At 51.6% G+C, this 20,917-nt stretch carries 23 protein-coding genes and 1 pseudogene; 18 read left to right on the top strand and 6 right to left on the bottom strand.

All coding sequences use genetic code 11. From position 1 onward, the window contains the following. Positions 1–40: 40 nt before the first annotated feature. From ACLJRH_RS08940 to ACLJRH_RS08930, 3 genes and pseudogenes are all read right to left on the bottom strand, one after another. Complete coding sequence (locus tag ACLJRH_RS08940; RefSeq protein WP_001636137.1) at positions 41–901, bottom strand: DMT family transporter; 861 nt, start codon at positions 899–901, stop codon at positions 41–43. 92 nt (positions 902–993) lie between these two features. After that, entirely contained in the window at positions 994–1,083 is a 90-nt protein-coding gene (tisB, locus tag ACLJRH_RS08935; RefSeq protein ID WP_000117642.1) for a type I toxin-antitoxin system toxin TisB, read from the bottom strand. Further along, positions 1,080–1,194: pseudogene (locus ACLJRH_RS08930) on the bottom strand (hypothetical protein). The gene tisB and the pseudogene ACLJRH_RS08930 overlap by 4 nt, the downstream one beginning before the upstream one ends. A gap of 522 nt (positions 1,195–1,716) precedes the next feature. Between ACLJRH_RS08930 and ivbL the strand changes: the two are divergent. From ivbL to ilvN, 3 genes are all read left to right on the top strand, one after another. After that, complete coding sequence (gene ivbL, locus ACLJRH_RS08925; protein ID WP_001541152.1) at positions 1,717–1,815, top strand: ilvB operon leader peptide IvbL; 99 nt, start codon at positions 1,717–1,719, stop codon at positions 1,813–1,815. A 106-nt stretch (positions 1,816–1,921) separates the two neighbouring features. Beyond that, a complete protein-coding gene (gene ilvB, locus ACLJRH_RS08920; protein WP_000168439.1) occupies positions 1,922–3,610 on the top strand; it encodes an acetolactate synthase large subunit in 1,689 nt (562 codons plus the stop codon). Between the two features lie 3 nt (positions 3,611–3,613). Continuing rightward, positions 3,614–3,904 carry an acetolactate synthase small subunit gene (gene ilvN / locus ACLJRH_RS08915; protein WP_001171826.1) on the top strand — a complete coding sequence of 97 codons (291 nt, stop codon included), beginning with the start codon at positions 3,614–3,616 and terminating at the stop codon, positions 3,902–3,904. A gap of 1 nt (position 3,905) precedes the next feature. On the opposite strand, the gene ACLJRH_RS08910 is transcribed toward ilvN, so the two are convergent. Continuing rightward, entirely contained in the window at positions 3,906–4,691 is a 786-nt protein-coding gene (locus tag ACLJRH_RS08910; RefSeq protein WP_000448643.1) for a DeoR family transcriptional regulator, read from the bottom strand. A 313-nt stretch (positions 4,692–5,004) separates the two neighbouring features. Between ACLJRH_RS08910 and rbsK the strand changes: the two genes are divergently transcribed. The 15 genes from rbsK (at position 5,005) to ACLJRH_RS08835 (ending at position 19,965) form a co-directional block, all read left to right on the top strand. Beyond that, positions 5,005–5,925: a ribokinase gene (gene rbsK / locus ACLJRH_RS08905; protein WP_000350272.1), complete on the top strand. Its 921-nt coding sequence runs from the start codon at positions 5,005–5,007 to the stop codon at positions 5,923–5,925. 30 nt (positions 5,926–5,955) lie between these two features. Beyond that, entirely contained in the window at positions 5,956–7,272 is a 1,317-nt protein-coding gene (fucP, locus tag ACLJRH_RS08900) for an L-fucose:H+ symporter permease (protein ID WP_000998359.1), read from the top strand. A gap of 11 nt (positions 7,273–7,283) precedes the next feature. Then, positions 7,284–8,297 (top strand): aldose 1-epimerase family protein, encoded by a 1,014-nt coding sequence (locus ACLJRH_RS08895; RefSeq protein WP_001631358.1) that lies wholly within the window; start codon positions 7,284–7,286, stop codon positions 8,295–8,297. Between the two features lie 74 nt (positions 8,298–8,371). Next, positions 8,372–8,962, top strand: coding sequence for a transcriptional regulator UhpA (gene uhpA / locus ACLJRH_RS08890; RefSeq protein ID WP_000633672.1), 591 nt, complete (start codon positions 8,372–8,374; stop codon positions 8,960–8,962). Further along, positions 8,962–10,464 carry a signal transduction histidine-protein kinase/phosphatase UhpB gene (uhpB, locus tag ACLJRH_RS08885; RefSeq protein ID WP_001091247.1) on the top strand — a complete coding sequence of 501 codons (1,503 nt, stop codon included), beginning with the start codon at positions 8,962–8,964 and terminating at the stop codon, positions 10,462–10,464. The genes uhpA and uhpB overlap by 1 nt, the downstream gene beginning before the upstream one ends. 9 nt (positions 10,465–10,473) lie before the next feature. After that, positions 10,474–11,802: an MFS transporter gene (locus ACLJRH_RS08880; RefSeq protein WP_000948164.1), complete on the top strand. Its 1,329-nt coding sequence runs from the start codon at positions 10,474–10,476 to the stop codon at positions 11,800–11,802. Positions 11,803–11,944: 142 nt separating this feature from the next. Beyond that, the gene (gene uhpT, locus ACLJRH_RS08875) at positions 11,945–13,336 is read left to right on the top strand and encodes a hexose-6-phosphate:phosphate antiporter (RefSeq protein ID WP_000879181.1); all 1,392 of its coding nucleotides are present in this window, start codon (positions 11,945–11,947) and stop codon (positions 13,334–13,336) included. A gap of 192 nt (positions 13,337–13,528) precedes the next feature. Further along, positions 13,529–13,981: a DUF1198 domain-containing protein gene (locus tag ACLJRH_RS08870; RefSeq protein ID WP_001519640.1), complete on the top strand. Its 453-nt coding sequence runs from the start codon at positions 13,529–13,531 to the stop codon at positions 13,979–13,981. Between the two features lie 352 nt (positions 13,982–14,333). Continuing rightward, a complete protein-coding gene (locus ACLJRH_RS08865; RefSeq protein ID WP_000854957.1) occupies positions 14,334–15,077 on the top strand; it encodes a GntR family transcriptional regulator in 744 nt (247 codons plus the stop codon). 17 nt (positions 15,078–15,094) lie between these two features. Continuing rightward, positions 15,095–15,568: a PTS sugar transporter subunit IIA gene (locus ACLJRH_RS08860; RefSeq protein WP_001152234.1), complete on the top strand. Its 474-nt coding sequence runs from the start codon at positions 15,095–15,097 to the stop codon at positions 15,566–15,568. After that, entirely contained in the window at positions 15,565–15,852 is a 288-nt protein-coding gene (locus ACLJRH_RS08855; protein WP_000041396.1) for a PTS sugar transporter subunit IIB, read from the top strand. The genes ACLJRH_RS08860 and ACLJRH_RS08855 overlap by 4 nt, the downstream gene beginning before the upstream one ends. 75 nt (positions 15,853–15,927) lie before the next feature. After that, a complete protein-coding gene (locus ACLJRH_RS08850; RefSeq protein WP_000997826.1) occupies positions 15,928–17,286 on the top strand; it encodes a PTS galactitol transporter subunit IIC in 1,359 nt (452 codons plus the stop codon). Further along, positions 17,279–18,763 carry an FGGY-family carbohydrate kinase gene (locus tag ACLJRH_RS08845; protein ID WP_023137361.1) on the top strand — a complete coding sequence of 495 codons (1,485 nt, stop codon included), beginning with the start codon at positions 17,279–17,281 and terminating at the stop codon, positions 18,761–18,763. Before ACLJRH_RS08850 ends, ACLJRH_RS08845 begins: the two co-directional genes overlap by 8 nt. 62 nt (positions 18,764–18,825) lie before the next feature. Beyond that, positions 18,826–19,686: a class II aldolase gene (locus tag ACLJRH_RS08840; protein WP_001131797.1), complete on the top strand. Its 861-nt coding sequence runs from the start codon at positions 18,826–18,828 to the stop codon at positions 19,684–19,686. Positions 19,687–19,695: 9 nt separating this feature from the next. Next, positions 19,696–19,965: an HPr family phosphocarrier protein gene (locus tag ACLJRH_RS08835; RefSeq protein WP_000621026.1), complete on the top strand. Its 270-nt coding sequence runs from the start codon at positions 19,696–19,698 to the stop codon at positions 19,963–19,965. Between the two features lie 90 nt (positions 19,966–20,055). On the opposite strand, the gene ACLJRH_RS08830 is transcribed toward ACLJRH_RS08835, so the two are convergent. Together ACLJRH_RS08830 and ACLJRH_RS08825 are read right to left on the bottom strand one after the other, a co-directional pair. Beyond that, complete coding sequence (locus ACLJRH_RS08830) at positions 20,056–20,379, bottom strand: helix-turn-helix domain-containing protein (RefSeq protein WP_001274841.1); 324 nt, start codon at positions 20,377–20,379, stop codon at positions 20,056–20,058. Next, positions 20,363–20,722 (bottom strand): type II toxin-antitoxin system RelE/ParE family toxin, encoded by a 360-nt coding sequence (locus ACLJRH_RS08825; RefSeq protein WP_023137360.1) that lies wholly within the window; start codon positions 20,720–20,722, stop codon positions 20,363–20,365. Before ACLJRH_RS08825 ends, ACLJRH_RS08830 begins: the two co-directional genes overlap by 17 nt. Positions 20,723–20,917 lie beyond the last annotated feature (195 nt).

The raw sequence follows: 20,917 nt of genomic DNA, 5'->3' as shown, positions 1-20,917 counted from the left end.
TTGCCGAGAATGTGTTACGTCTGCGGCTGTTATTGGGCAATTATGACAGACGGAGTAAAATCGCCCCGAGGGCAATCCCGCCAGCCGCCACCAGACGTAGCCCGGCCACTTTCTCTTTAAGCAGCAGCCAGGCTATCAGCGCGCCGAATAAAATCGACGTCTCACGCAGCGCGGCGACCACCGCCAGCGGCGCCTGGGTCATGGCCCATAGCGCCAGCCCATAAGATCCCATAGTGCCAATCCCGCCAAAAATGCCTTTTTTCCACTGTTGCGCCAGATAACGCGACGCTTCCCGCCGCCGCGCAATCATCGCCCAGGTTAACAGGCAGGCGCCGTTGAGAAAAAATGACCATAGCGTATAGCCCAGCGCCGTTTCGGAGAGTCTTACGCCGGTCCCGTCCACCAGCGTATATCCGGCAATAAAACAGGCGTTAGTTAATGCCAGCACGACACCACGTTGAGAACTGGCGCGGCCATTACAGGCCATCCCAAGTATCGCCATACAGATCACTGCGATGCCGACCCAGGCTAGCGACGACAGGCTGTCGCCAAGAAACAGAACGCTAATGAGCGCCACCAGCAGCGGCGCGGTGCCGCGCATAAGAGGATAGGTCTGGCTCATGTCCGAGACCTGATAGGTTTTCGCCACCAGGACGGTATACACCACCTGGAGCGCGGTAGAGGCCGCTAAAAAAGGGATACTGGCGTGAGCTGGCTGCGGCGAGAAGGGCAAAAGGATCAATGCCATGACCGCCGCGGAACCGCTGACGCCGATCGCGGCGTAGAGCTTATCGTTTCCCGCTTTGACAATGGCGTTCCAGCTGGCATGTAGCAGCGCGGCGAACAGCAAAATGCAGAAAACGGAAAGGGTCATAGCGTCAGGCGTCGTTGAGGATGTCATAAAAACGTAACATACCCGGGAAGCGAAAGACCAGCGGATAAGGTGAAAGGGGAGCGGTTGCCCGCTCCCCTTCGGTGCGGCTTGAATCTGAATTACTTAAGGTATTTCAGAACAGCATCAAGCAGTTGCAGTGCTGCAACAATGAGTTTCAGGATAAGAATGGTGATATCCACTACGCTCATACGCGTCTCCTGTGGTTAAGGAGCACTGCCAGCCGACGTACCTTTCCGCTGCCTGTTGCCAGCTGTTGCGCACGCGATCCCTTTTGCGAGGAATAGTGTGCGTGTTGACATAACACAGTGTGCTCACGAGGGGGTTAAGGCGCTGACGGCACCACCCGTTTCAGCCAGGACTTCGTTGCGCCGGTTTACGATGCGGCCCCCGCATAACACATTGTGTCAAAGACATTATAGTTAAGTACTGTATAAATTAACAGTAATTTATAGACAGAACGGAGCTTCTGATCCATACTCAAATTCATCAAAATTCGCGCCGAAATTGCGCGTTCTGCACAGAACGCGTATACTTCTGCTGTTGACATAACACAGTGTGCTTCGCGGCTACCACCCGCATTACGCTGTAAGAACCTCGCTTCGGCGAGGTTTTTTGTTTTCCGGCATTGTGAAACGCGTGATCATCAATCCCGGCGATTACCGGAGGGCGCTACGCTTATCACGCCTATACTCAAAGCGTGTAAATTCGTAGAAAAATGTGATCGCTGAAGCATTTTTGTGCAGATGAAAATTTTTCCGTTGTCATGCTGAAAGCGCTGTGCTTGTATAAAACGTGTTAATAACAAACAGACAAGGCCCCTAATGAACCCTTCCATGCTGAACGCGACCCTACTAACAACTGCGCCATCTCGCGCAGTGGTCGTCGTGCGTGTGGTGGTGGTCGTCGGCAATGCGCCGTAGGGTCCGGAACACACACGATTCCAAAACCCCGCCGGCGCAAACCGGGCGGGGTTTTTTGTTTAAGACACCTTCCCGGAACGTCGGCTCAGAATAAAAGGAATGGAGCATGGCAAGTTCGGGCACAACATCTACACCTCAGCGCTTTACGGGCGCGGAATTTATTGTTCATTTTCTGGAGCGCCAGGGGATTCGTATCGTCACCGGCATTCCCGGCGGTTCGATCCTCCCCGTTTACGACGCGTTAAGCCAAAGCACGCAAATCCGTCATATTCTGGCGCGCCACGAACAAGGCGCGGGGTTTATTGCGCAGGGGATGGCGCGGACGGAGGGTAAACCTGCTGTTTGTATGGCCTGTAGCGGGCCGGGCGCGACCAATCTGGTCACGGCCATTGCCGATGCGCGCCTGGATTCCATTCCGTTAATCTGCATTACCGGGCAGGTTCCGGCGTCCATGATCGGTACTGACGCGTTTCAGGAAGTGGATACCTACGGTATCTCTATCCCCATCACCAAGCACAACTATCTGGTCAGAAATATCAACGAGCTGCCTCAGGTGATGAGCGATGCTTTTCGTCTGGCGCAGTCGGGGCGTCCTGGCCCGGTGTGGATAGACGTTCCTAAAGATGTGCAGACGGCGACAATTGAGCTGGATGCGTTGCCGTCGCCGGCGGAAAAATCACCCCCGCCGGAGTTTAGCGCAGAGAGTATCCGCGAGGCCGCCGCAATGATTAACGCGGCGAAGCGTCCGGTGCTGTATCTGGGCGGCGGCGTGATCAATGCGCCGACACGCGTGCGCGAACTGGCGGAAAAAGCTCAACTGCCGACGACAATGACCTTAATGGCGCTGGGAATGCTGCCTAAGGCGCATCCGCTGTCGTTAGGAATGCTGGGGATGCACGGCGCGCGCAGTACCAATTTTATTCTGCAAGAGGCCGATTTACTGATTGTCCTGGGCGCGCGTTTTGATGACCGGGCGATTGGCAAAACGGAGCAGTTTTGTCCGAACGCCAAAATCATCCATGTGGATATCGATCGCGCCGAGTTAGGCAAAATTAAGCAGCCGCATGTGGCTATTCAGGCGGATGTCGATGATGTACTGGCACAGTTAATTCCCCATATCGAGGCACAGCCGCGGGAAGCATGGCATCAGTTGGTGGCGGACTTGCAGCAAGAATTCCCCTGCAGTATTCCCCAGGAAAATAACCCGCTTAGTCACTATGGGCTGATTAACGCAGTCGCCGCCTGTGTGGACGACAACGCGATTATTACCACTGACGTAGGTCAGCATCAGATGTGGACCGCGCAGGCTTATCCGCTCAACCGTCCGCGTCAGTGGCTGACTTCCGGCGGGCTGGGCACCATGGGGTTTGGTCTGCCCGCGGCGATTGGCGCGGCGCTGGCGAATCCGGGCAACAAGGTGCTGTGTTTTTCCGGCGACGGTAGTTTGATGATGAATATTCAGGAGATGGCTACCGCCAGCGAAAACCAGTTGGATGTGAAAATCATCCTGATGAATAACGACGCGCTGGGACTGGTACATCAGCAACAGAGTCTGTTCTATAAACAGGGCGTTTTTGCGGCAACCTATCCGGGAAGCATCAATTTTATGCAGATTGCCGCCGGGTTTGGTCTGGACACCTGTGATTTGAATAACGAAGCCGATCCGCAGGCGGCGTTGCAGGCTATCATTCGTCGTCCTGGACCGGCGTTGATCCACGTGCGCATTGATGCGGAAGAAAAAGTGTATCCGATGGTGCCGCCGGGCGCGGCAAATACAGAGATGGTGGGGGAATAAGCCATGCAGAAACAATCACATGATAACGTTATTCTGGAGCTGACCGTTCGCAACCATCCTGGCGTGATGACCCACGTCTGCGGGCTGTTCGCCCGACGCGCTTTCAACGTTGAGGGTATTCTCTGTTTACCGATTCAGGGTAGCGATCAGAGCCGCATCTGGCTTCTGGTCAATGACGATCAGCGGCTTGAACAGATGATCAGTCAGATCGATAAACTGGAAGACGTGGCGAAGGTGGTACGAAACCAGTCCGATCCCACCATGTTCAATAAAATTGCCGTCTTTTTTGAGTAAGTTATTCACTTTCCGAATCAGGCGTGATGACTTTGACGGAACCATTCCGACAGTGAACGGCATAATCTGTCGGTAATGGGCGATCGCTAATCAGGACATCAAAGGCAGAAAGCGAACCAATGCTGGCAGGCGCGACCTCATCAAACAGGGCGTGACGCGCCAGCAAAATTTTGCGCAGACCGCGCTCCATCGCTTTACGTTTGGCGGCAAGATCATCCGGGTTAAACCAGCTCACGCCAAAATGTTCATGTACGCCGCTGGCGGAAATAAACACTTTGCGCGGATTGAGCGAATCCAGCGCCGAAGGATTATTGGCATCATAAAAGGCATCGCTCTTGGCCCGATAGGTGCCGCCGCACAGAATCGCCGTGGCATTAGGCTTTTCATTCAGCGCGATAAATACCCGATGCGAGTAGCAAATCCCGGTAAAGGTAATATCATCCGGTATCATGCTGATAACTAATGGCATTTCCGGACCGTTATCAAAAAAAACCAGATCGTTTTCACGCACCAGGCCGGCGGCCAGGATCGCAACGGGAAGGTCGTCCCGATGATGCGTCTTTTTCGCCGGCAGCGGCATATTGGTTGAAGACGTAGGCTTATTTACCATGACGATATAGCCGCCGAGCAGCGTCAGCGGTAAAGGGTCATCATCCTGGCTGAGATCGCGGCGAATGGTCATCACCGAAACTTCCAGCATCCGCGCGGCGTCTTTCAGATGGATTCGATCGGTCTTTTTCAGTAACTCCATCAAGCGTCGGATACGTTCTTTTTGCTTGGTCTCCATTCACCCTCTCCGCAAATCATGTTGTTATGTTCCATCAGTAACATTTATGTGTTTCTGAGAACATTACAGTGTGGCACTACTATACGTCCGGCCGTCAGGAAATAAAAGTGGGCTTATTCGCGTTTTATAACAATAAATAGTTAATTTTCAGTAAATTGTAACCCTAAAAATGATTTGTTCCGCCAGGGATTGTTCACGCAGTAAATGGCAAAATGATCCTCTAATCGCGATCATAGTCACAAATGATACGGAAGTAACATGATAATGTTATTTTAATATCATTGTCGTGTGACGATTTCTGAGAGGGAGTAAAATGGATATCGCGGTTATTGGCTCTAACATGGTGGACCTTATCACCTACACCAACCAGATGCCTAAAGAAGGGGAAACTCTGGAAGCGCCGGCGTTTAAAATCGGCTGCGGCGGAAAAGGGGCGAACCAGGCCGTGGCGGCCGCTAAGCTCAATTCAAAAGTATTGATGTTGACCAAAGTGGGCGACGATATTTTTGCCGACAACACCATTCGTAATCTCGAATCCTGGGGGATCAATACGACGTATGTAGAAAAAGTACCGTGTACCAGCAGCGGCGTAGCGCCGATTTTCGTCAACGCCAACTCCAGCAACAGCATTCTGATCATCAAAGGCGCCAACAAGTTTCTCTCGCCGGAAGATATCGATCGCGCGGCGGAAGATTTAAAAAAATGCCAGCTTATTGTTCTGCAACTGGAAGTTCAGCTTGAAACGGTTTATCACGCAATAGAATTTGGCAAGAAACATGGGATTGAAGTGTTATTAAACCCTGCGCCAGCATTACGGGAATTAGATATGTCTTATGCCTGTAAATGCGATTTCTTTGTACCCAATGAAACCGAGCTGGAAATATTAACCGGTATGCCAGTGGATACCTATGACCATATTCGCGCAGCGGCACGTTCGCTGGTAGATAAAGGGCTGAACAATATTATTGTCACCATGGGTGAGAAAGGCGCGCTGTGGATGACGCGTGACCAGGAAGTCCATGTTCCGGCGTTTAGAGTGAACGCTGTCGATACCAGCGGCGCGGGCGATGCCTTTATCGGCTGTTTCGCGCATTACTATGTCCAGAGCGGGGATGTGGAAGCCGCCATGAAAAAAGCCGTCCTCTTTGCCGCTTTCAGCGTCACCGGGAAAGGCACCCAATCCTCTTATCCAAGCATTGAGCAATTTAATGAGTATCTTTCGTTGAACGAATAACAATCACCCTGCACTGTTAAAGGTAGCACTATGAACGATAAAAACATCGTTCAGATGCCCGACGGGTATCTGAATAAGACACCTCTGTTCCAGTTTATTTTGTTATCCTGTTTATTCCCATTATGGGGATGCGCAGCCGCGTTAAATGATATTCTGATTACGCAATTTAAAAGTGTATTTTCGCTGAGCAACTTTGCTTCGGCATTAGTACAAAGCGCCTTTTATGGCGGTTATTTTTTAATTGCTATTCCGGCCTCGCTGGTCATTAAAAAAACCAGTTATAAAGTGGCGATACTTATCGGCCTGACGCTATACATTGTCGGCTGTACGCTCTTTTTCCCGGCGTCGCACATGGCGACCTACACCATGTTCCTCGCGGCGATTTTCGCCATTGCGATTGGCCTGAGTTTCCTGGAAACGGCGGCGAATACCTACAGTTCGATGATCGGGCCGAAAGCCTACGCCACGCTGCGGCTGAATATCAGCCAGACCTTTTATCCGATCGGCGCGGCGGCAGGCATTTTATTGGGTAAATATCTGGTCTTTTCCGAAGGGGAAAGCCTGGAAAAACAGATGGCGGGCATGAATGCCGAGCAAGTCCACAACTTCAAGGTGCTGATGCTGGAAAACACTCTGGAACCCTATAAGTACATGATTATGGTTCTGGTAGTGGTGATGGTACTGTTCCTGCTGACGCGTTTCCCGACCTGTAAAGTCGCGCAAACCGCGAGTCATAAACGTCCTTCGGCGCTGGATACGTTACGCTATCTCGCCAGCAACGCCCGTTTCCGTCGCGGTATTGTGGCGCAGTTCCTGTATGTGGGAATGCAGGTGGCGGTCTGGTCGTTCACTATCCGTCTGGCGCTGGAATTAGGCGATATCAATGAGCGCGATGCCTCAACCTTTATGGTCTACAGCTTCGCCTGCTTTTTTATCGGCAAGTTTATCGCCAACATTCTGATGACGCGCTTTAACCCGGAAAAAGTCCTGATCCTTTACTCTGTGATCGGCGCGCTGTTCCTGGCCTACGTGGCGCTGGCGCCCAGCTTTAGCGCGGTATACGTGGCGGTGCTGGTCAGTGTTCTGTTTGGCCCCTGCTGGGCGACCATTTATGCCGGAACGCTCGATACCGTCGATAACGAACATACTGAAATGGCGGGGGCGGTCATCGTGATGGCGATTGTCGGCGCGGCGGTGGTTCCTGCGATTCAGGGTTATGTGGCGGACATGTTCCACTCGCTACAGCTCTCATTCCTGGTTTCCATGCTGTGCTTTGTTTACGTTGGCGTTTACTTCTGGCGCGAAAGCAAAGTGCGCGGCAACCTGGCTGAAGTCGCCGCGTCCTGAGGAGATCAACCATGACAACACGTATTACATTATGGCGGGAGCTTTTTAGCGAGCAGCCGCGTATCTTGCTGGAAAATGACGATTTTACGGTTACGGCGTTTCGTTACGCCAGCGGCGTGGAAGGACTGAAAATACAAAACAGCCGCGGTCATCTGGTGATTCTGCCCTGGATGGGGCAGATGATTTGGGACGCGCAGTTTGACGGTCATGATCTGACTATGCGCAACATGTTCCGCCAGCCGAAGCCGGCTGCGGAAGTGGTGGCAACGTATGGTTGCTTTGCTTTCCATTCCGGACTATTGGCGAATGGCTGCCCGTCGCCGGAAGATACACATCCGCTGCACGGCGAGATGCCCTGCGCTGCCATGGACGACGCCTGGCTGGAGTTAGAGGGCGACAGTCTGCGCGTGACCGGGCGCTACGAGTATGTGATGGGGTTCGGTCATCATTATCAGGCGCAACCTACGGTGGTAATGCGTAAAGCAAGCGCGCTGTTTGATATTCAGATGACAGTGACTAACCTGGCTTCAGTCGCCATGCCGCTACAGTACATGTGCCACATGAACTATGCCTATGTGCCGAACGCCACGTTCCGCCAGAATATCCCGGATACCGCGCTGAAGCTACGCGAGTCGGTGCCGGCGCATGTCAAACCCACGGCGCAGTGGCTGGCGTTTAATCAACGACTTTTGCAGGGTGAAGCCTCGCTGGCAACGCTCAACGAGCCTGGCTTTTACGACCCGGAAATCGTGTTCTTCGCCGATGAACTGGACAGGTACACGGATACCCCGGAATTCAGTATGATCGCCCCGGATGGCACCACGTTCGTGACACGTTTCGCCAGCGCGGAGCTGAATTACGTGACCCGCTGGATTCTTTATAACGGCGATCAGCAGGTTGCCGCCTTTGCCCTGCCCGCGACCTGTCGGCCTGAAGGTTTTCTCGCGGCGCAGCGAAATGGAACCTTGCTTCAACTGGAACCGCAGCAAACCCGGACGTTCACCGTCACGACAGGCATTGTCTGACCGCTCAAGGCTTGAACAGCCGCGCGCTTATCGTTAAGGTAAGCGCGTTTTTTTTATCCATCAGGACAGAACCCATGATCACCGTTGCCCTTATCGACGACCACCTTATCGTCCGCTCCGGCTTTGCACAGCTACTGGGGCTGGAACCCGATTTGCAGGTGGTCGCTGAGTTTGGTTCCGGGCGCGAAGCGTTGGCAGGCTTACCGGGGCGCGGCGTACAGGTGTGTATCTGCGATATCTCGATGCCGGATATTTCCGGACTGGAGCTGCTAAGCCAACTGCCAAAAGGGATGGCGACGATCATGCTCTCGGTTCACGATAGCCCGGCGCTGGTGGAACAGGCGTTGAACGCCGGCGCGCGCGGTTTTCTCTCTAAACGCTGTAGTCCGGATGAGCTGATCGCCGCGGTGCATACGGTGGCGACGGGCGGCTGCTATTTGACCCCCGATATTGCCGTGAAACTGGCGGCGGGTCGGCAAGATCCGCTGACCAAACGCGAGCGTCAGGTGGCGGAAAAACTCGCCCAGGGTATGGCGGTAAAAGAGATTGCCGCCGAGCTGGGGCTGTCGCCAAAAACGGTGCATGTCCATCGCGCGAATCTGCTGGAAAAATTAGGCGTCAGCAATGACGTTGAACTGGCGCATCGCATGTTTGACGGTTGGTAATGAACACCTTTTTTTCCCGTTTAATCACCGTTGCTGCCTGCTTTTTTATTTTCTCCGCCGCGTGGTTCTGCCTGTGGAGCATCAGCCTGCATCTGGTAGAGCGCCCGGAGCTGGCGGCGCTGCTCTTTCCCTTCGGCCTGCGCCTGGGACTTATGCTGCAATGCCCGCGTGGATACTGGCCAGTATTGCTGGGCGCGGAGTGGCTACTGGTGTACTGGTTAGCGCAGGAAGTTGCGCTGGCCCATCTGCCGCTTTTGATGATCGGTGGTGTGTTGACGCTACTGCCCGTGGCGCTGACTTCGCGTTACCGCCATCAGCGCGACTGGCGCACGTTATTGCTTCAGGGCGCGGCCCTCACCGCCGCGGCGCTACTGCAATCCCTGCCCTGGCTGGGGCAGGGGGAAGCGGCATGGAACGCGCTACTGCTGACCCTCACGGGGGGGCTGACGCTGGCCCCCATCTGCCTGGTTTTCTGGCACTATCTCACCAGCACTACCTGGCTGCCGCTGGGACCATCGCTGGTATCGCAGCCGGTAAACTGGCGCGGGCGGCATCTGATCTGGTATCTGCTGCTGTTTATCGTCAGTCTGTGGCTGCAACTGGGGTTACCTGCTGAACTTTCGCGCTTTACGCCGTTCTGCCTGGCGTTGCCGATTATCGCGCTCGCCTGGCATTATGGCTGGCAGGGCGCGCTCATTGCCACACTGATGAACGCTATCGCGCTGATCGCCAGCCAGACCTGGCACGATCATCCCGTCGATTTATTACTTTCGCTGTTGGCGCAAAGCCTGACCGGGCTACTGCTTGGCGCGGGCATTCAGCGTCTGCGCGAGCTGAACCAGTCGTTGCAAAAGGAGCTGGCGCGCAACCATCGGCTGGCGGAGCGTCTTCTGGAGACCGAAGAGAGCGTGCGGCGCGATGTTGCGCGTGAGCTGCACGATGACATCGGGCAGACCATCACCGCGATTCGAACCCAGGCGGGCATTGTGCAACGACTGGCGGCGGATAACGGCGGCGTGAAGCAGAGCGGGCAACTTATCGAGCAGCTTTCGCTGGGCGTGTATGACGCCGTGCGTCGCCTGCTGGGGCGCTTGCGCCCGCGCCAGTTAGACGACTTAACGCTGGCGCAGGCCATCCGTTCGCTGCTGCGCGAAATGGAGCTGGAAAGCCGCGGTATTGTCAGTCACCTCGACTGGCGAATTGACGAAACGGCGTTGAGTGAAAGTCAGCGCGTGACGCTGTTTCGCGTCTGTCAGGAAGGGCTGAATAACATCGTAAAACATGCCAATGCCAGCGCGGTGACGCTCCAGGGCTGGCAGCAGGATGAGCGGCTGATGTTGGTGATTGAGGATGACGGCAGCGGCCTGCCGCCGGGCTCTCAGCAGCAGGGCTTCGGCCTGACCGGAATGCGCGAACGCGTGTCGGCGCTCGGCGGGACGCTAACCATCTCTTGTACCCACGGTACGCGGGTGAGCGTCTCGTTGCCCCAGCGTTACGTTTAAGGAAGGATAATGCTTTCGTTTTTAAAAGCCCCGGCCAACGCGCCGCTCATCACCGATAAGCACGAGGTTGACGCCCGCTATCGCTACTGGCGGCGGCACATCCTGATCACCATTTGGTTGGGTTACGCGCTGTTCTATTTCACCCGTAAAAGCTTTAACGCCGCCGCGCCGGAAATCCTTGCCAGCGGCATTCTGAGTCGCAGCGATATCGGCCTGCTGGCGACGCTGTTTTACATCACCTACGGGGTGTCGAAATTTGTTTCCGGCATCGTTAGCGATCGCTCTAACGCTCGCTATTTTATGGGCATCGGGCTGATTGCGACCGGCGTAGTGAATATTCTGTTCGGCTTCTCGACCTCGCTGTGGGCCTTTGCTCTGCTATGGGCGTTGAATGCCTTTTTCCAGGGGTTTGGATCGCCGGTTTGCGCCCGTTTGCTGACCGCCTGGTACTCGCGTACCGAACGCGGCGGCTGGTGGGCGTTATGGAACACCGCGCACAATGTCGGCGGGGCGCTGATCCCTCTCGTTATGGCCGCTGTCGCCCTGCATTATGGCTGGCGTGTCGGGATGATGGTGGCCGGATTGCTTGCCATCGGGGTGGGCATGGTCCTCTGCTGGCGGCTGCGCGACCGTCCGCAGGCGATTGGTTTACCGCCGGTAGGCGACTGGCGGCACGATGCGCTGGAGGTCGCCCAACAGCAAGAGGGCGCGGGGCTAAGCCGCAAAGAAATCCTCGCTAAATATGTGCTGTTGAATCCCTATATCTGGCTGCTTTCGCTGTGTTACGTCTTAGTGTACGTGGTGCGCGCGGCGATCAATGACTGGGGCAACCTGTATATGTCCGAGACGCTGGGCGTGGATTTGGTCACGGCCAACACGGCAGTATCGATGTTTGAGCTGGGGGGATTTATCGGCGCGCTGGTGGCGGGCTGGGGCTCGGACAAACTCTTCAACGGCAACCGCGGACCGATGAATTTAATCTTCGCCGCCGGGATTCTGCTCTCTGTGGGTTCGCTGTGGCTGATGCCGTTCGCCAGTTACGTGATGCAGGCGGCCTGTTTCTTCACCACCGGTTTCTTTGTTTTCGGCCCGCAGATGCTCATTGGCATGGCGGCGGCGGAGTGCTCGCATAAAGAGGCGGCGGGCGCGGCCACCGGCTTTGTCGGCCTGTTCGCCTATCTCGGCGCGTCGCTTTCCGGCTGGCCGTTAGCGAAAGTGCTGGAGATCTGGCACTGGACCGGTTTTTTTGCGGTCATCGCCATCGCGGCGGGGATCTCCGCGCTATTGCTGCTGCCATTTCTGAACGCCCAGGCCCCACGCGAGACCAGCGAAGCGTGACGCACCTCACCTTTTTGCGCTGAATGGGGCAAAACTAAGAAATTTTCCCGGTTTTGCCTGGACGCTGTCGCAGGCCACTTTTCCTGTGGATTTTTACAATGCCTGCCATTCGCAGGTATAAAAATTAGCTCAGGAGTAATCCATGCTGGCCTTCTTAAACCAGGTGCGCAAGCCGACCCTGGATCTGCCGCTCGATGTGCGGCGTAAAATGTGGTTCAAGCCGTTCATGCAGTCCTATCTGGTGGTTTTTATCGGCTACCTGACCATGTACCTGATCCGCAAAAACTTTAACATCGCGCAGAACGACATGATCTCTACCTACGGGTTGAGCATGACCGAGCTGGGGATGATTGGCCTGGGCTTCTCGATCACCTACGGCGTGGGGAAAACGCTGGTTTCCTACTACGCTGACGGTAAAAATACCAAGCAGTTTCTACCGTTTATGTTGATCCTCTCCGCTATCTGTATGCTCGGCTTCAGCGCCAGCATGGGCGCGGGGTCAACCAGTCTGTTTCTGATGATCGCTTTCTATGCCCTGAGCGGTTTCTTCCAGAGTACCGGCGGATCGTGCAGCTACTCGACCATCACCAAATGGACTCCGCGTCGTAAACGCGGCACCTTTCTCGGCTTCTGGAATATCTCCCACAACCTCGGCGGCGCGGGCGCGGCAGGCGTGGCGCTGTTCGGCGCCAACTACCTGTTCGACGGTCACGTCATCGGTATGTTTATCTTCCCGTCGATTATCGCGCTGATTGTTGGCTTTATCGGTCTGCGTTTTGGCAGCGACTCCCCGGAATCTTACGGTCTGGGCAAAGCTGAAGAACTGTTCGGCGAAGAGATCAGCGAAGAGGATAAAGAGACTGAAGAAAACGAAATGACCAAGTGGCAGATCTTTGTTGAATATGTGTTGAAAAACAAAGTGATCTGGCTGCTGTGCTTCTCCAATATCTTCCTGTATGTGGTACGTATTGGTATCGACCAGTGGTCAACCGTCTACGCCTTCCAGGAACTGAAGCTCTCCAAAGAAGTGGCGATTCAGGGCTTTACCCTGTTCGAAGTGGGCGCGCTGGTCGGCACGTTGCTGTGGGGCTGGCTCTCTGACCTGGCGAACGGTCGTCGTGCGCTGGTAGCCTGTGTGGCGCTGGCGTTAATCATCGCCACCCTCGGCGTCTACCAGCACGCCAGCAACCAGTATGTCTATCTGGCCTCGCTGTTCGCGCTCGGTTTCCTGGTGTTTGGGCCGCAGCTGTTAATTGGCGTGGCGGCAGTCGGTTTCGTACCGAAAAAAGCTATCGGCGCTGCGGACGGTATCAAGGGAACCTTTGCTTATCTTATCGGCGATAGCTTTGCCAAGCTGGGTCTGGGCATGATTGCCGACGGCACCCCCGTTTTTGGTCTGACCGGCTGGGCGGGCACCTTCGCCGCGCTGGACGCCGCCGCGATCGGCTGTATCTGCCTGATGGCGATGGTCGCCGTGATGGAAGAGCGCAAAATCCGCCGTGAGAAAAAAATTCAGCAAGTCAATATCGCTTAAATGTGTGCATTTGGTAACGTTTTGCCCGGCTTAACGCCGGGCTTTTTTATGCCTTGCGTTCGTCAGACAGGACATCCGGCGTCTGGCGTAAATGAAGACAGGCGTTAATAAATCACATCCTGACAGGCCAGAACGTCGACAGTTATAAATTTACCGTTATGATGGGCATCCTGTTTGGTGACGGATGTGCGCATGATTTGGTTGATTCTGGCCACGTTTGTGGTGGTGTTTATTGTGGGTTTTCGGGTGCTGACATCGGATACTCGCCGGGCGATTCGCCGCCTGAGCGAACGTCTGAATATTGATGTAGTGCCGATAGAATCGATGATTGATCAGATGGGTAAAACGGCGGGCGGTGAGTTTTTACAGTATCTGCATCGCCCTGATGAGTCGCATTTGCAAAATGCCGCTCAGGTGTTACTGATCTGGCAAATGGTGATTGTCGATGGCGGCGATCAGAATTTGCAGCGGTGGCATCGGTTGCTGCAAAAAGCGCGTTTAGCTGCGCCGATCACCGATACACAGGTACGGCTGGCGCTGGGTTTTTTGCGCGAAATGGAACCCGATATGCAGGAGATCAACGCGTTTCAACTGCGCTATAACGCCTTTTTTCAGCCGGAAGAGGGTGTCCACTGGCTGCATTGATACTCTTCACTATCTCGTTAACAAAAGACGAGATGAATGAGGCTGGCAGGGGCGGCGAGCCACGATTAACGGCCGGATGGCGCGATTCATCGTTAGCCAAATAAAGCGTAGCCGCCATCGTATTTGCTAAGGGTGAACCACAGAAGTAACGCACCGAATAATCGCTAACGACGCCAAAACATCAGAGACTTATAGCTCATCATTTCCGTGACATATATCACGGAAATGTGATCTTGTTTTGAACACTAAAACTGTGACTCCTTGCCATACCTCCTGTCTCAAAATTTCTTATCATAAACTCGAAGTTGTACATGATTGTCTATAGACAACTCTAAATGTTTAGGCGCGCCCCATGAAAACATTGAGTAAAAGTTCACACATCCCACTGTATCAACAGGTTGTGGAGTGGATAAGGGAAAGTATTTATAGCGGAGAATTAGTTGAGGATGACCGGATACCTTCAGAGTTTCAAATCATGGATATGCTGGAGGTGAGTCGCGGTACCGTTAAAAAAGCGGTTGACCAACTTGTCCGGGAAGGTGTTCTTGTGCAAGTGCAGGGTAAAGGAACTTTCGTAAAGAAGGAAAATGTTGCTTACCCACTGGGTGAAGGTTTGCTCTCCTTTGCTGAAGCCTTAGCCAGCCAGAAGATAAACTTCACAACCAGTGTTATAACCTCCCGACTGGAGCCCGCTAACCGCTTTGTAGCAGAGAAACTGAGTATCAAACCGGGACAAGATGTTTTATTTCTTAAACGCCTTCGTTGTATTGGCGATGAAAAAGTCATGTTGATTGAAAATCGTATCAACATTGATCTCTGCCCCGGTATTATTGATGTAGATTTTACCAGGGAGAATTTATTTTCAGCAATAGAAAGATTATCTGATAAGAAAATAAGTTTTTCTGAAAGCCGTTACGCAGCCAAATTAATTGGTAATGAGCGAGGCCATTATCTTGATATTGGTGAAGACGCACCTGTTTTGCATTTGGAACAGTTGGTATTTTTCTCTAGTGGATTGGCCATTGATTTTGGTAACGTCTGGTTAAAAGGTAATAAATATTATCTTGGCACTATTTTACAGCGCCTGGATGCCTAACTAGCAAAGAGGAATCTATGCAGGATATTCATTTTCGCCGTCATTATGTTCGCCACCTCCCTAAAGAGGTGAGTCAGAATGACATAATCAAGGCTCTTGCCAGTCCGTTAATTAACGATGGTATGGTTGTATCTGATTTTGCCGATCACGTCATTACGCGAGAACAGAATTTTCCAACGGGTCTACCGGTTGAGCCTGTAGGTGTCGCTATTCCACATACCGATCACAAGTATGTTCGCCAAAACGCCATTAGCGTTGGAATACTGGCAGAACCCGTCAATTTCGAAGATATGGGCGGGGAACCAGATCCCGTACCTGTCAGGGTGGTGTTTATGCTTGCTTTAGGTGAAAGCAATAAGCAGCTCAACGTACTGGGTTGGATTATGGATGTGATCCAGGATGAGGATTTTATGCAGCAGTTACTGGTCATGAATGATGATGAAATTTATCAGTCAATTTACACACGCATATCTGAAAGAGGTGAAGTATGAGTAAAATGATACTATTTGTTTGCGCAACGGGTGTTGCTACTTCCACGGCTGTGGCAGAAAAAGTAATGGAATATTGTAAAGACAATGGACTTGATGTTAATTATTCACAAACTAATGTAGCCTCATTGCCAAACAATACCGATGGTGCAGCTTTGGTTGTATCAACAACGAAAGTTCCTTATGAACTGGATATTCCGGTTGTTAGTGGTCTGCCAATCATTACCGGAGTAGGTGAAGATAAAGTTCTTGAAAAAATAGTTTCAATCCTTAAAGGCCAAGCCTGATTTCATAAATAAAAAACAGATAAATTACCCAGGCGCTAACGCGAGGTCTGGTCACATCTGAATAAGAGGTCGGATATGAATGATATAGCACATACTCTCTATACCGTTGTGCAATATGTCCTGGGATTTGGCCCAACGGTTTTATTGCCGCTGGTCCTTTTTTTCCTGGCATTGTTCTTCAAAGTAAAACCCGCTAAAGCACTTCGCTCATCGTTAATTGTCGGAATAGGGTTTGTCGGAATTTATGCCATCTTTGACATACTTACCAGCAACGTAGGCCCGGCTGCACAGGCAATGGTTGAGCGAACTGGTATTAGCCTTCCTGTTGTCGATTTAGGCTGGCCACCATTGGCCGCAATTACCTGGGGCTCACCAATCGCACCCTTTGTCATTCCGCTGACGATGCTGATTAATGTCGCCATGCTGGCCCTGAATAAGACACGTACTGTTGATGTCGACATGTGGAACTACTGGCACTTTGCCCTGGCTGGAACGCTGGTTTACTACAGCACAGGGAGTTTTGTTTTGGGTCTGTCCGCAGCCGCTATTGCCGCGATCGTGGTTCTCAAACTGGCGGACTGGTCAGCGCCATTAGTGGCAAAGTACTTCGGTCTGGAAGGTATTTCACTTCCGACCCTGTCATCTGTCGTCTTCTTTCCAATTGGATTGCTGTTCGACAAAATTATCGACAAGATCCCTGGCGTTAACCGTATTCATATTGATCCGGAAAACGTTCAGAAAAAAATGGGAATCTTCGGCGAGCCTATGATGGTGGGTACTATTCTGGGGGTCTTGTTGGGCATCATTGCCGGGTATGACTTTAAACATATCCTGTTGCTGGGGATCAGCATTGGCGGTGTCATGTTCATTCTTCCGCGTATGGTACGAATTTTGATGGAAGGTTTATTACCTCTGTCTGAAGCCATTAAGAAATATTTGAATGCCAAATATCCTGGCCGTGATGATCTCTTTATCGGACTGGATATCGCGGTAGCAGTAGGTAACCCAGCCATTATATCTACAGCACTGATTCTGACACCCATCTCTGTCTTTATTGCATTCCTTCTTCCTGGCAATAAAGTCCTGCCACTCGGAGACCTTGCGAACCTGGCAGTCATGGCTTCCATGATTGTACTGGCATGTCGTGGCAATATTTTCCGGGCTGTGATAACCGCAATTCCTGTTATTGTCGCCGACTTGTGGATTGCGACCAAAATTGCGCCATTTATTACCGGTATGGCTAAAGATGTCAATTTCAAAATGGCTGAGGGGTCAAGTGGTCAGGTATCAAGCTTCCTTGATGGCGGTAACCCCTTCCGTTTCTGGCTGCTTGAAATATTCAACGGAAATATTGTTGCTATCGGGCTAATTCCTGTGCTTGCGCTGATTATTTATGGTGTTTTTCGCCTGACAAAAGGAACGGTCTATGCCTGATTACCACGCAGCGCTTGTCATTGACATTGGCACAACTAACTGCAAAGTCAGCTGTTATTCCTGTCATGACGTGTCAGTTCTGGAAGTCCGCAAGTTTCCGACGCCAATAATATCGTCGGACAAAGGCGAGGTAGATTTCGATATCGAAGCGCTGTGGCAGGCACTGCGACTGGTAATGGCTGAACTGGTGGCTTCAGTACCGTTTCCGGTAAAAAATATCAGTATTGCGAGTTTCGGTGAGTCTGGTGTCTTTGTGGATAAGGAGGGCGTCATTCTTACCCCGATGCTGGCCTGGTATGATCGACGTGGTGAATCTTATCTCTCGTCATTAAGCAAGGCAGAGGCTGAAGAACTGTATTCTATAACGGGATTGCCACCTCACAGTAATTACTCAGCATTTAAAATGAGATGGTTGCTTGATAACTACTCCTTGCATGAAAGAAAAGATATCTGCTGGTTACATGCACCAGAAGTGTTGTTGTGGCGAATGACAGGTGCGAAAAAGACGGAAATATCCCTGGCCAGTAGAACGTTGTGTCTGGACATTGCTCGCCGTACCTGGTCTCGTAATGCTACCGGGATTCTCGGCATACCGTTCGGTGTACTGGCTCCGTTGATAAAGCCAGGTGAAGTGGCCGGATGGGTGACGGCAACGCTTAGAGAGGAATTGGGCTTCTCTCATGAGGTAAAAGTTACCCTGGCCGGGCACGATCATATGGTCGGTGCCCGCGCATTACAGCTGCAACCGGGCGATGTGCTGAATTCTACCGGCACGACAGAGGGTATTTTACTGCTGAATACACAACCAACGCTTGATGTGCAGGCTCGCAGGGATAAGCTGGCAAATGGTTGTTACTCCGATGGTGAATTTTTCACGCTTTTCGCTTCTCTGCCTGTCGGCGGTTATGCGCTTGAATGGGTGAAAAAAACCTTTCGTTTAACTGATAAGGAAATAAGCACAGGCCTGGAAAAAGCCATGGAGCAATACCTCAAACCTTCCTGGTCTGTCGAGCATGTGCCGGTATTTATTCCTCATTTGCGGGGCTCGGGTTCGCCAAATAAAAATCGGCACACCCGTGGCCTGCTTTTTGGTCTGACGGATTCACTTCCTCCGGAGTCTCTGCTTGAGAGTGTCTTTATCGGCCTGGCGATGGAGTTTGCACACTGTCACGGGTGCTTTAATATCCCGGCGGGCAGGACAGTAAAAGTCATTGGCCCTGCGGTGAAAAACCCATACTGGCTCCAGTTGAAGGCTGACATCCTCCAGTGTCCAATTGAGGCCATTGCTTTTGATGAAACCGTCTCCCTTGGAGCATTGTTGATAGCCTGTCCGAATGTTGTCCCCCCGACTGTTCCTGTGGCTGAGCGATATTTTCCTGACGCGGTTCGTTCTGCAAAGTTGAAAATATATCAGCAGCAATGGCTGTCATTTTATCAATTTAAACTGCGGCAAGAAGGGGCGCTTATTGGTGAATAACTGTGATAACTCAATAGTTCGATAATTTACTTACACTGCTCACATAAATATCTGGAGTTAATATGCCTTTAGTCAATGGTAGGATCCTGCTCAATTGTATTCAGGAAAAACATGTCCTTGCGGGTGCATTTAATACAACGAACCTGGAGACAACAATTTCCATTCTTAATGCAATAGAACGTTCCGGATTGCCCAATTTTATTCAAATTGCTCCTACTAATGCACAGCTTTCAGGTTACGATTACATTTATGAAATAGTTAAGCGACATGCCGATAAAATGGATATTCCTGTCAGCCTGCATCTGGATCATGGGAAAACTCTGGAAGATGTTAAGCAGGCTGTCCGGGCCGGATTTACCTCAGTAATGATTGATGGCGCGGCGCTACCGTTCGAAGAAAATATTGCATTTACCCGAGAAGCCGTCGATTTCTGTAAATCATTTGGTGTTCCCGTCGAAGCGGAATTAGGCGCTATTCTGGGTAAGGAAGATGATCATGTCAGCGAGGCTGACTGCAAAACTGAACCTGAGAAGGTTCAGCGCTTTGTTGAGGAGACAGGGTGCGACATGCTGGCAGTGTCAATTGGTAATGTACATGGTCTTGAAGATATCCCACGCATTGATATCCCGCTATTACAACGCATCGCGTCTGTCAGTCCGGTACCTTTGGTTATTCATGGAGGTTCTGGTATTGACGCGGATATTCTTCGCAGCTTTGTTAATTACAAAGTAGCCAAAGTGAATATTGCGAGTGATTTGCGTAAAGCCTTTATTACTACTGTTGGTAAGGCTTGGGTAAATAATAACAACGAGGCTAATCTGGCGCGTGTCATGGCGAACGCAAAACAGGCAGTTGAGGATGATGTTTATTCTAAAATTAAGATGATGAATAAACATCACTCAGCATTCCGCAAAGTCTCTTAAGGAAAATATATGATTAGACAAAAAGTACGCGTTATGAACAGTACGGGGCTTCATGCGCGGCCAGCCGCTACGCTTGCGAAAATTGTCAAAAAATACCAGTCTTCATTAACGCTAGTTAATAATGACAAAGAAATTCCCATTAAAGGAATGATGAGTATTTTGGGGGCTGGCGTAAAGGGAAACACAATGATTGATTTAATTTGTGATGGACAGGATGAACTGGCTTTTATGGATGAATTAAAATCTGCATTTGCTGATGGCTTTGGTGAGTCAGTATAGTGCAATTCCCGTCAAACGGCGCAGGAAGTTGTAGAGGCTTCCTGCACTCATTATCGTATGAATAGCCTTAACAGACCATCGGTAAAACTCTCATACCAGCACCTTTAGCCCGTGTTTTTGGACAACATTAAGTAGTTTCAGTGACATCCCGCTGGGACGCTTGGCGCCGCTTTCCCACTTTTGAACCGTTGATACGCTGGTATTCAGGTACCGAGCGAAAACCGGCTGGCTAACGTTGAGTTCTTCTCGTAACGCTTTTATTTCAAGTGGCTGCAGGTCTTTGATGCTGCTTAAGCAGGCCGTGTCAAAACTGCGCATTGTCTCCTGGGGAATGGCATCCACGCTAAATAATCCAGATGCCGCGCTATGAATCGCTTCAAAGGCAGGGCTTTTGAATTTAGTTTTTGCTGACATGGCGCACCTCTACCAGTTCTTTGTTATTAATGAGTGCCGTTATCTGATCTTCGGTCAGGCAAGCATAGTGTTTTGCTAACTCACGGAAACCCGCGAGTTCGCGATAGCTAATGTTGGCCATATCCTGTTTGGCATACAGGAAGGTGTAAAACCAATGCTCGTCTCCCTTTGCCAACACGATTGCGCGATCGCGATTTTGATTGAGACGTTTTTTATGAACTCCGCCGCCAAGATTATCTGCTTTTCCTTGCAGTACGGCGTTGATGGCCTCGCTTAACTCGTCATCTTTTATCGTGTGGGACTTCGCTTCTCTGTTAAACCACCTGGTTTTGAAGATTCGCATCAGGTTGACATCCTGTAATCTAAAGTATAGCACCAGGTGATACACTATGTCTTACCTTTTGGTTTTGCACGCAGCGAGAGAAGATAATTCTCAACGCTCGACCAGCCTCGCAAAATGCAGCACAACAATGTCAGTTGCTAAAACGTTAATCAGATCACATTTTGTAATGTTACACTGCGTGGATTTTCCGCACTA

Origin of the sequence: Salmonella sp. SAL04162 (assembly GCF_046551535.1) — a bacterium.
GTDB lineage: Bacteria > Pseudomonadota > Gammaproteobacteria > Enterobacterales > Enterobacteriaceae > Salmonella > Salmonella enterica.
This window is presented reverse-complemented; position numbering and strand designations above follow the sequence as displayed.

Bases quoted from the DNA above. Each gene is read 5' to 3' on its own strand.
- ACLJRH_RS08825 (WP_023137360.1), bottom strand. From the start codon at position 20,722: ATGCGAATCTTCAAAACCAGGTGGTTTAACAGAGAAGCGAAGTCCCAC.
- ACLJRH_RS08840 (WP_001131797.1), top strand. From the start codon at position 18,826: ATGCCTTTAGTCAATGGTAGGATCCTGCTCAATTGTATTCAGGAAAAA.
- uhpB (WP_001091247.1), top strand. From the start codon at position 8,962: ATGAACACCTTTTTTTCCCGTTTAATCACCGTTGCTGCCTGCTTTTTT.
- ACLJRH_RS08835 (WP_000621026.1), top strand. From the start codon at position 19,696: ATGATTAGACAAAAAGTACGCGTTATGAACAGTACGGGGCTTCATGCG.
- rbsK (WP_000350272.1), top strand. From the start codon at position 5,005: ATGGATATCGCGGTTATTGGCTCTAACATGGTGGACCTTATCACCTAC.
- ACLJRH_RS08910 (WP_000448643.1), bottom strand. From the start codon at position 4,691: ATGGAGACCAAGCAAAAAGAACGTATCCGACGCTTGATGGAGTTACTG.
- fucP (WP_000998359.1), top strand. From the start codon at position 5,956: ATGAACGATAAAAACATCGTTCAGATGCCCGACGGGTATCTGAATAAG.
- ilvN (WP_001171826.1), top strand. From the start codon at position 3,614: ATGCAGAAACAATCACATGATAACGTTATTCTGGAGCTGACCGTTCGC.
- uhpT (WP_000879181.1), top strand. From the start codon at position 11,945: ATGCTGGCCTTCTTAAACCAGGTGCGCAAGCCGACCCTGGATCTGCCG.
- uhpA (WP_000633672.1), top strand. From the start codon at position 8,372: ATGATCACCGTTGCCCTTATCGACGACCACCTTATCGTCCGCTCCGGC.
- ACLJRH_RS08870 (WP_001519640.1), top strand. From the start codon at position 13,529: ATGATTTGGTTGATTCTGGCCACGTTTGTGGTGGTGTTTATTGTGGGT.
- tisB (WP_000117642.1), bottom strand. From the start codon at position 1,083: ATGAGCGTAGTGGATATCACCATTCTTATCCTGAAACTCATTGTTGCA.
- ACLJRH_RS08860 (WP_001152234.1), top strand. From the start codon at position 15,095: ATGCAGGATATTCATTTTCGCCGTCATTATGTTCGCCACCTCCCTAAA.
- ivbL (WP_001541152.1), top strand. From the start codon at position 1,717: ATGAACCCTTCCATGCTGAACGCGACCCTACTAACAACTGCGCCATCT.
- ilvB (WP_000168439.1), top strand. From the start codon at position 1,922: ATGGCAAGTTCGGGCACAACATCTACACCTCAGCGCTTTACGGGCGCG.
- ACLJRH_RS08940 (WP_001636137.1), bottom strand. From the start codon at position 901: ATGACATCCTCAACGACGCCTGACGCTATGACCCTTTCCGTTTTCTGC.
- ACLJRH_RS08830 (WP_001274841.1), bottom strand. From the start codon at position 20,379: ATGTCAGCAAAAACTAAATTCAAAAGCCCTGCCTTTGAAGCGATTCAT.
- ACLJRH_RS08880 (WP_000948164.1), top strand. From the start codon at position 10,474: ATGCTTTCGTTTTTAAAAGCCCCGGCCAACGCGCCGCTCATCACCGAT.
- ACLJRH_RS08855 (WP_000041396.1), top strand. From the start codon at position 15,565: ATGAGTAAAATGATACTATTTGTTTGCGCAACGGGTGTTGCTACTTCC.
- ACLJRH_RS08845 (WP_023137361.1), top strand. From the start codon at position 17,279: ATGCCTGATTACCACGCAGCGCTTGTCATTGACATTGGCACAACTAAC.
- ACLJRH_RS08850 (WP_000997826.1), top strand. From the start codon at position 15,928: ATGAATGATATAGCACATACTCTCTATACCGTTGTGCAATATGTCCTG.
- ACLJRH_RS08895 (WP_001631358.1), top strand. From the start codon at position 7,284: ATGACAACACGTATTACATTATGGCGGGAGCTTTTTAGCGAGCAGCCG.
- ACLJRH_RS08865 (WP_000854957.1), top strand. From the start codon at position 14,334: ATGAAAACATTGAGTAAAAGTTCACACATCCCACTGTATCAACAGGTT.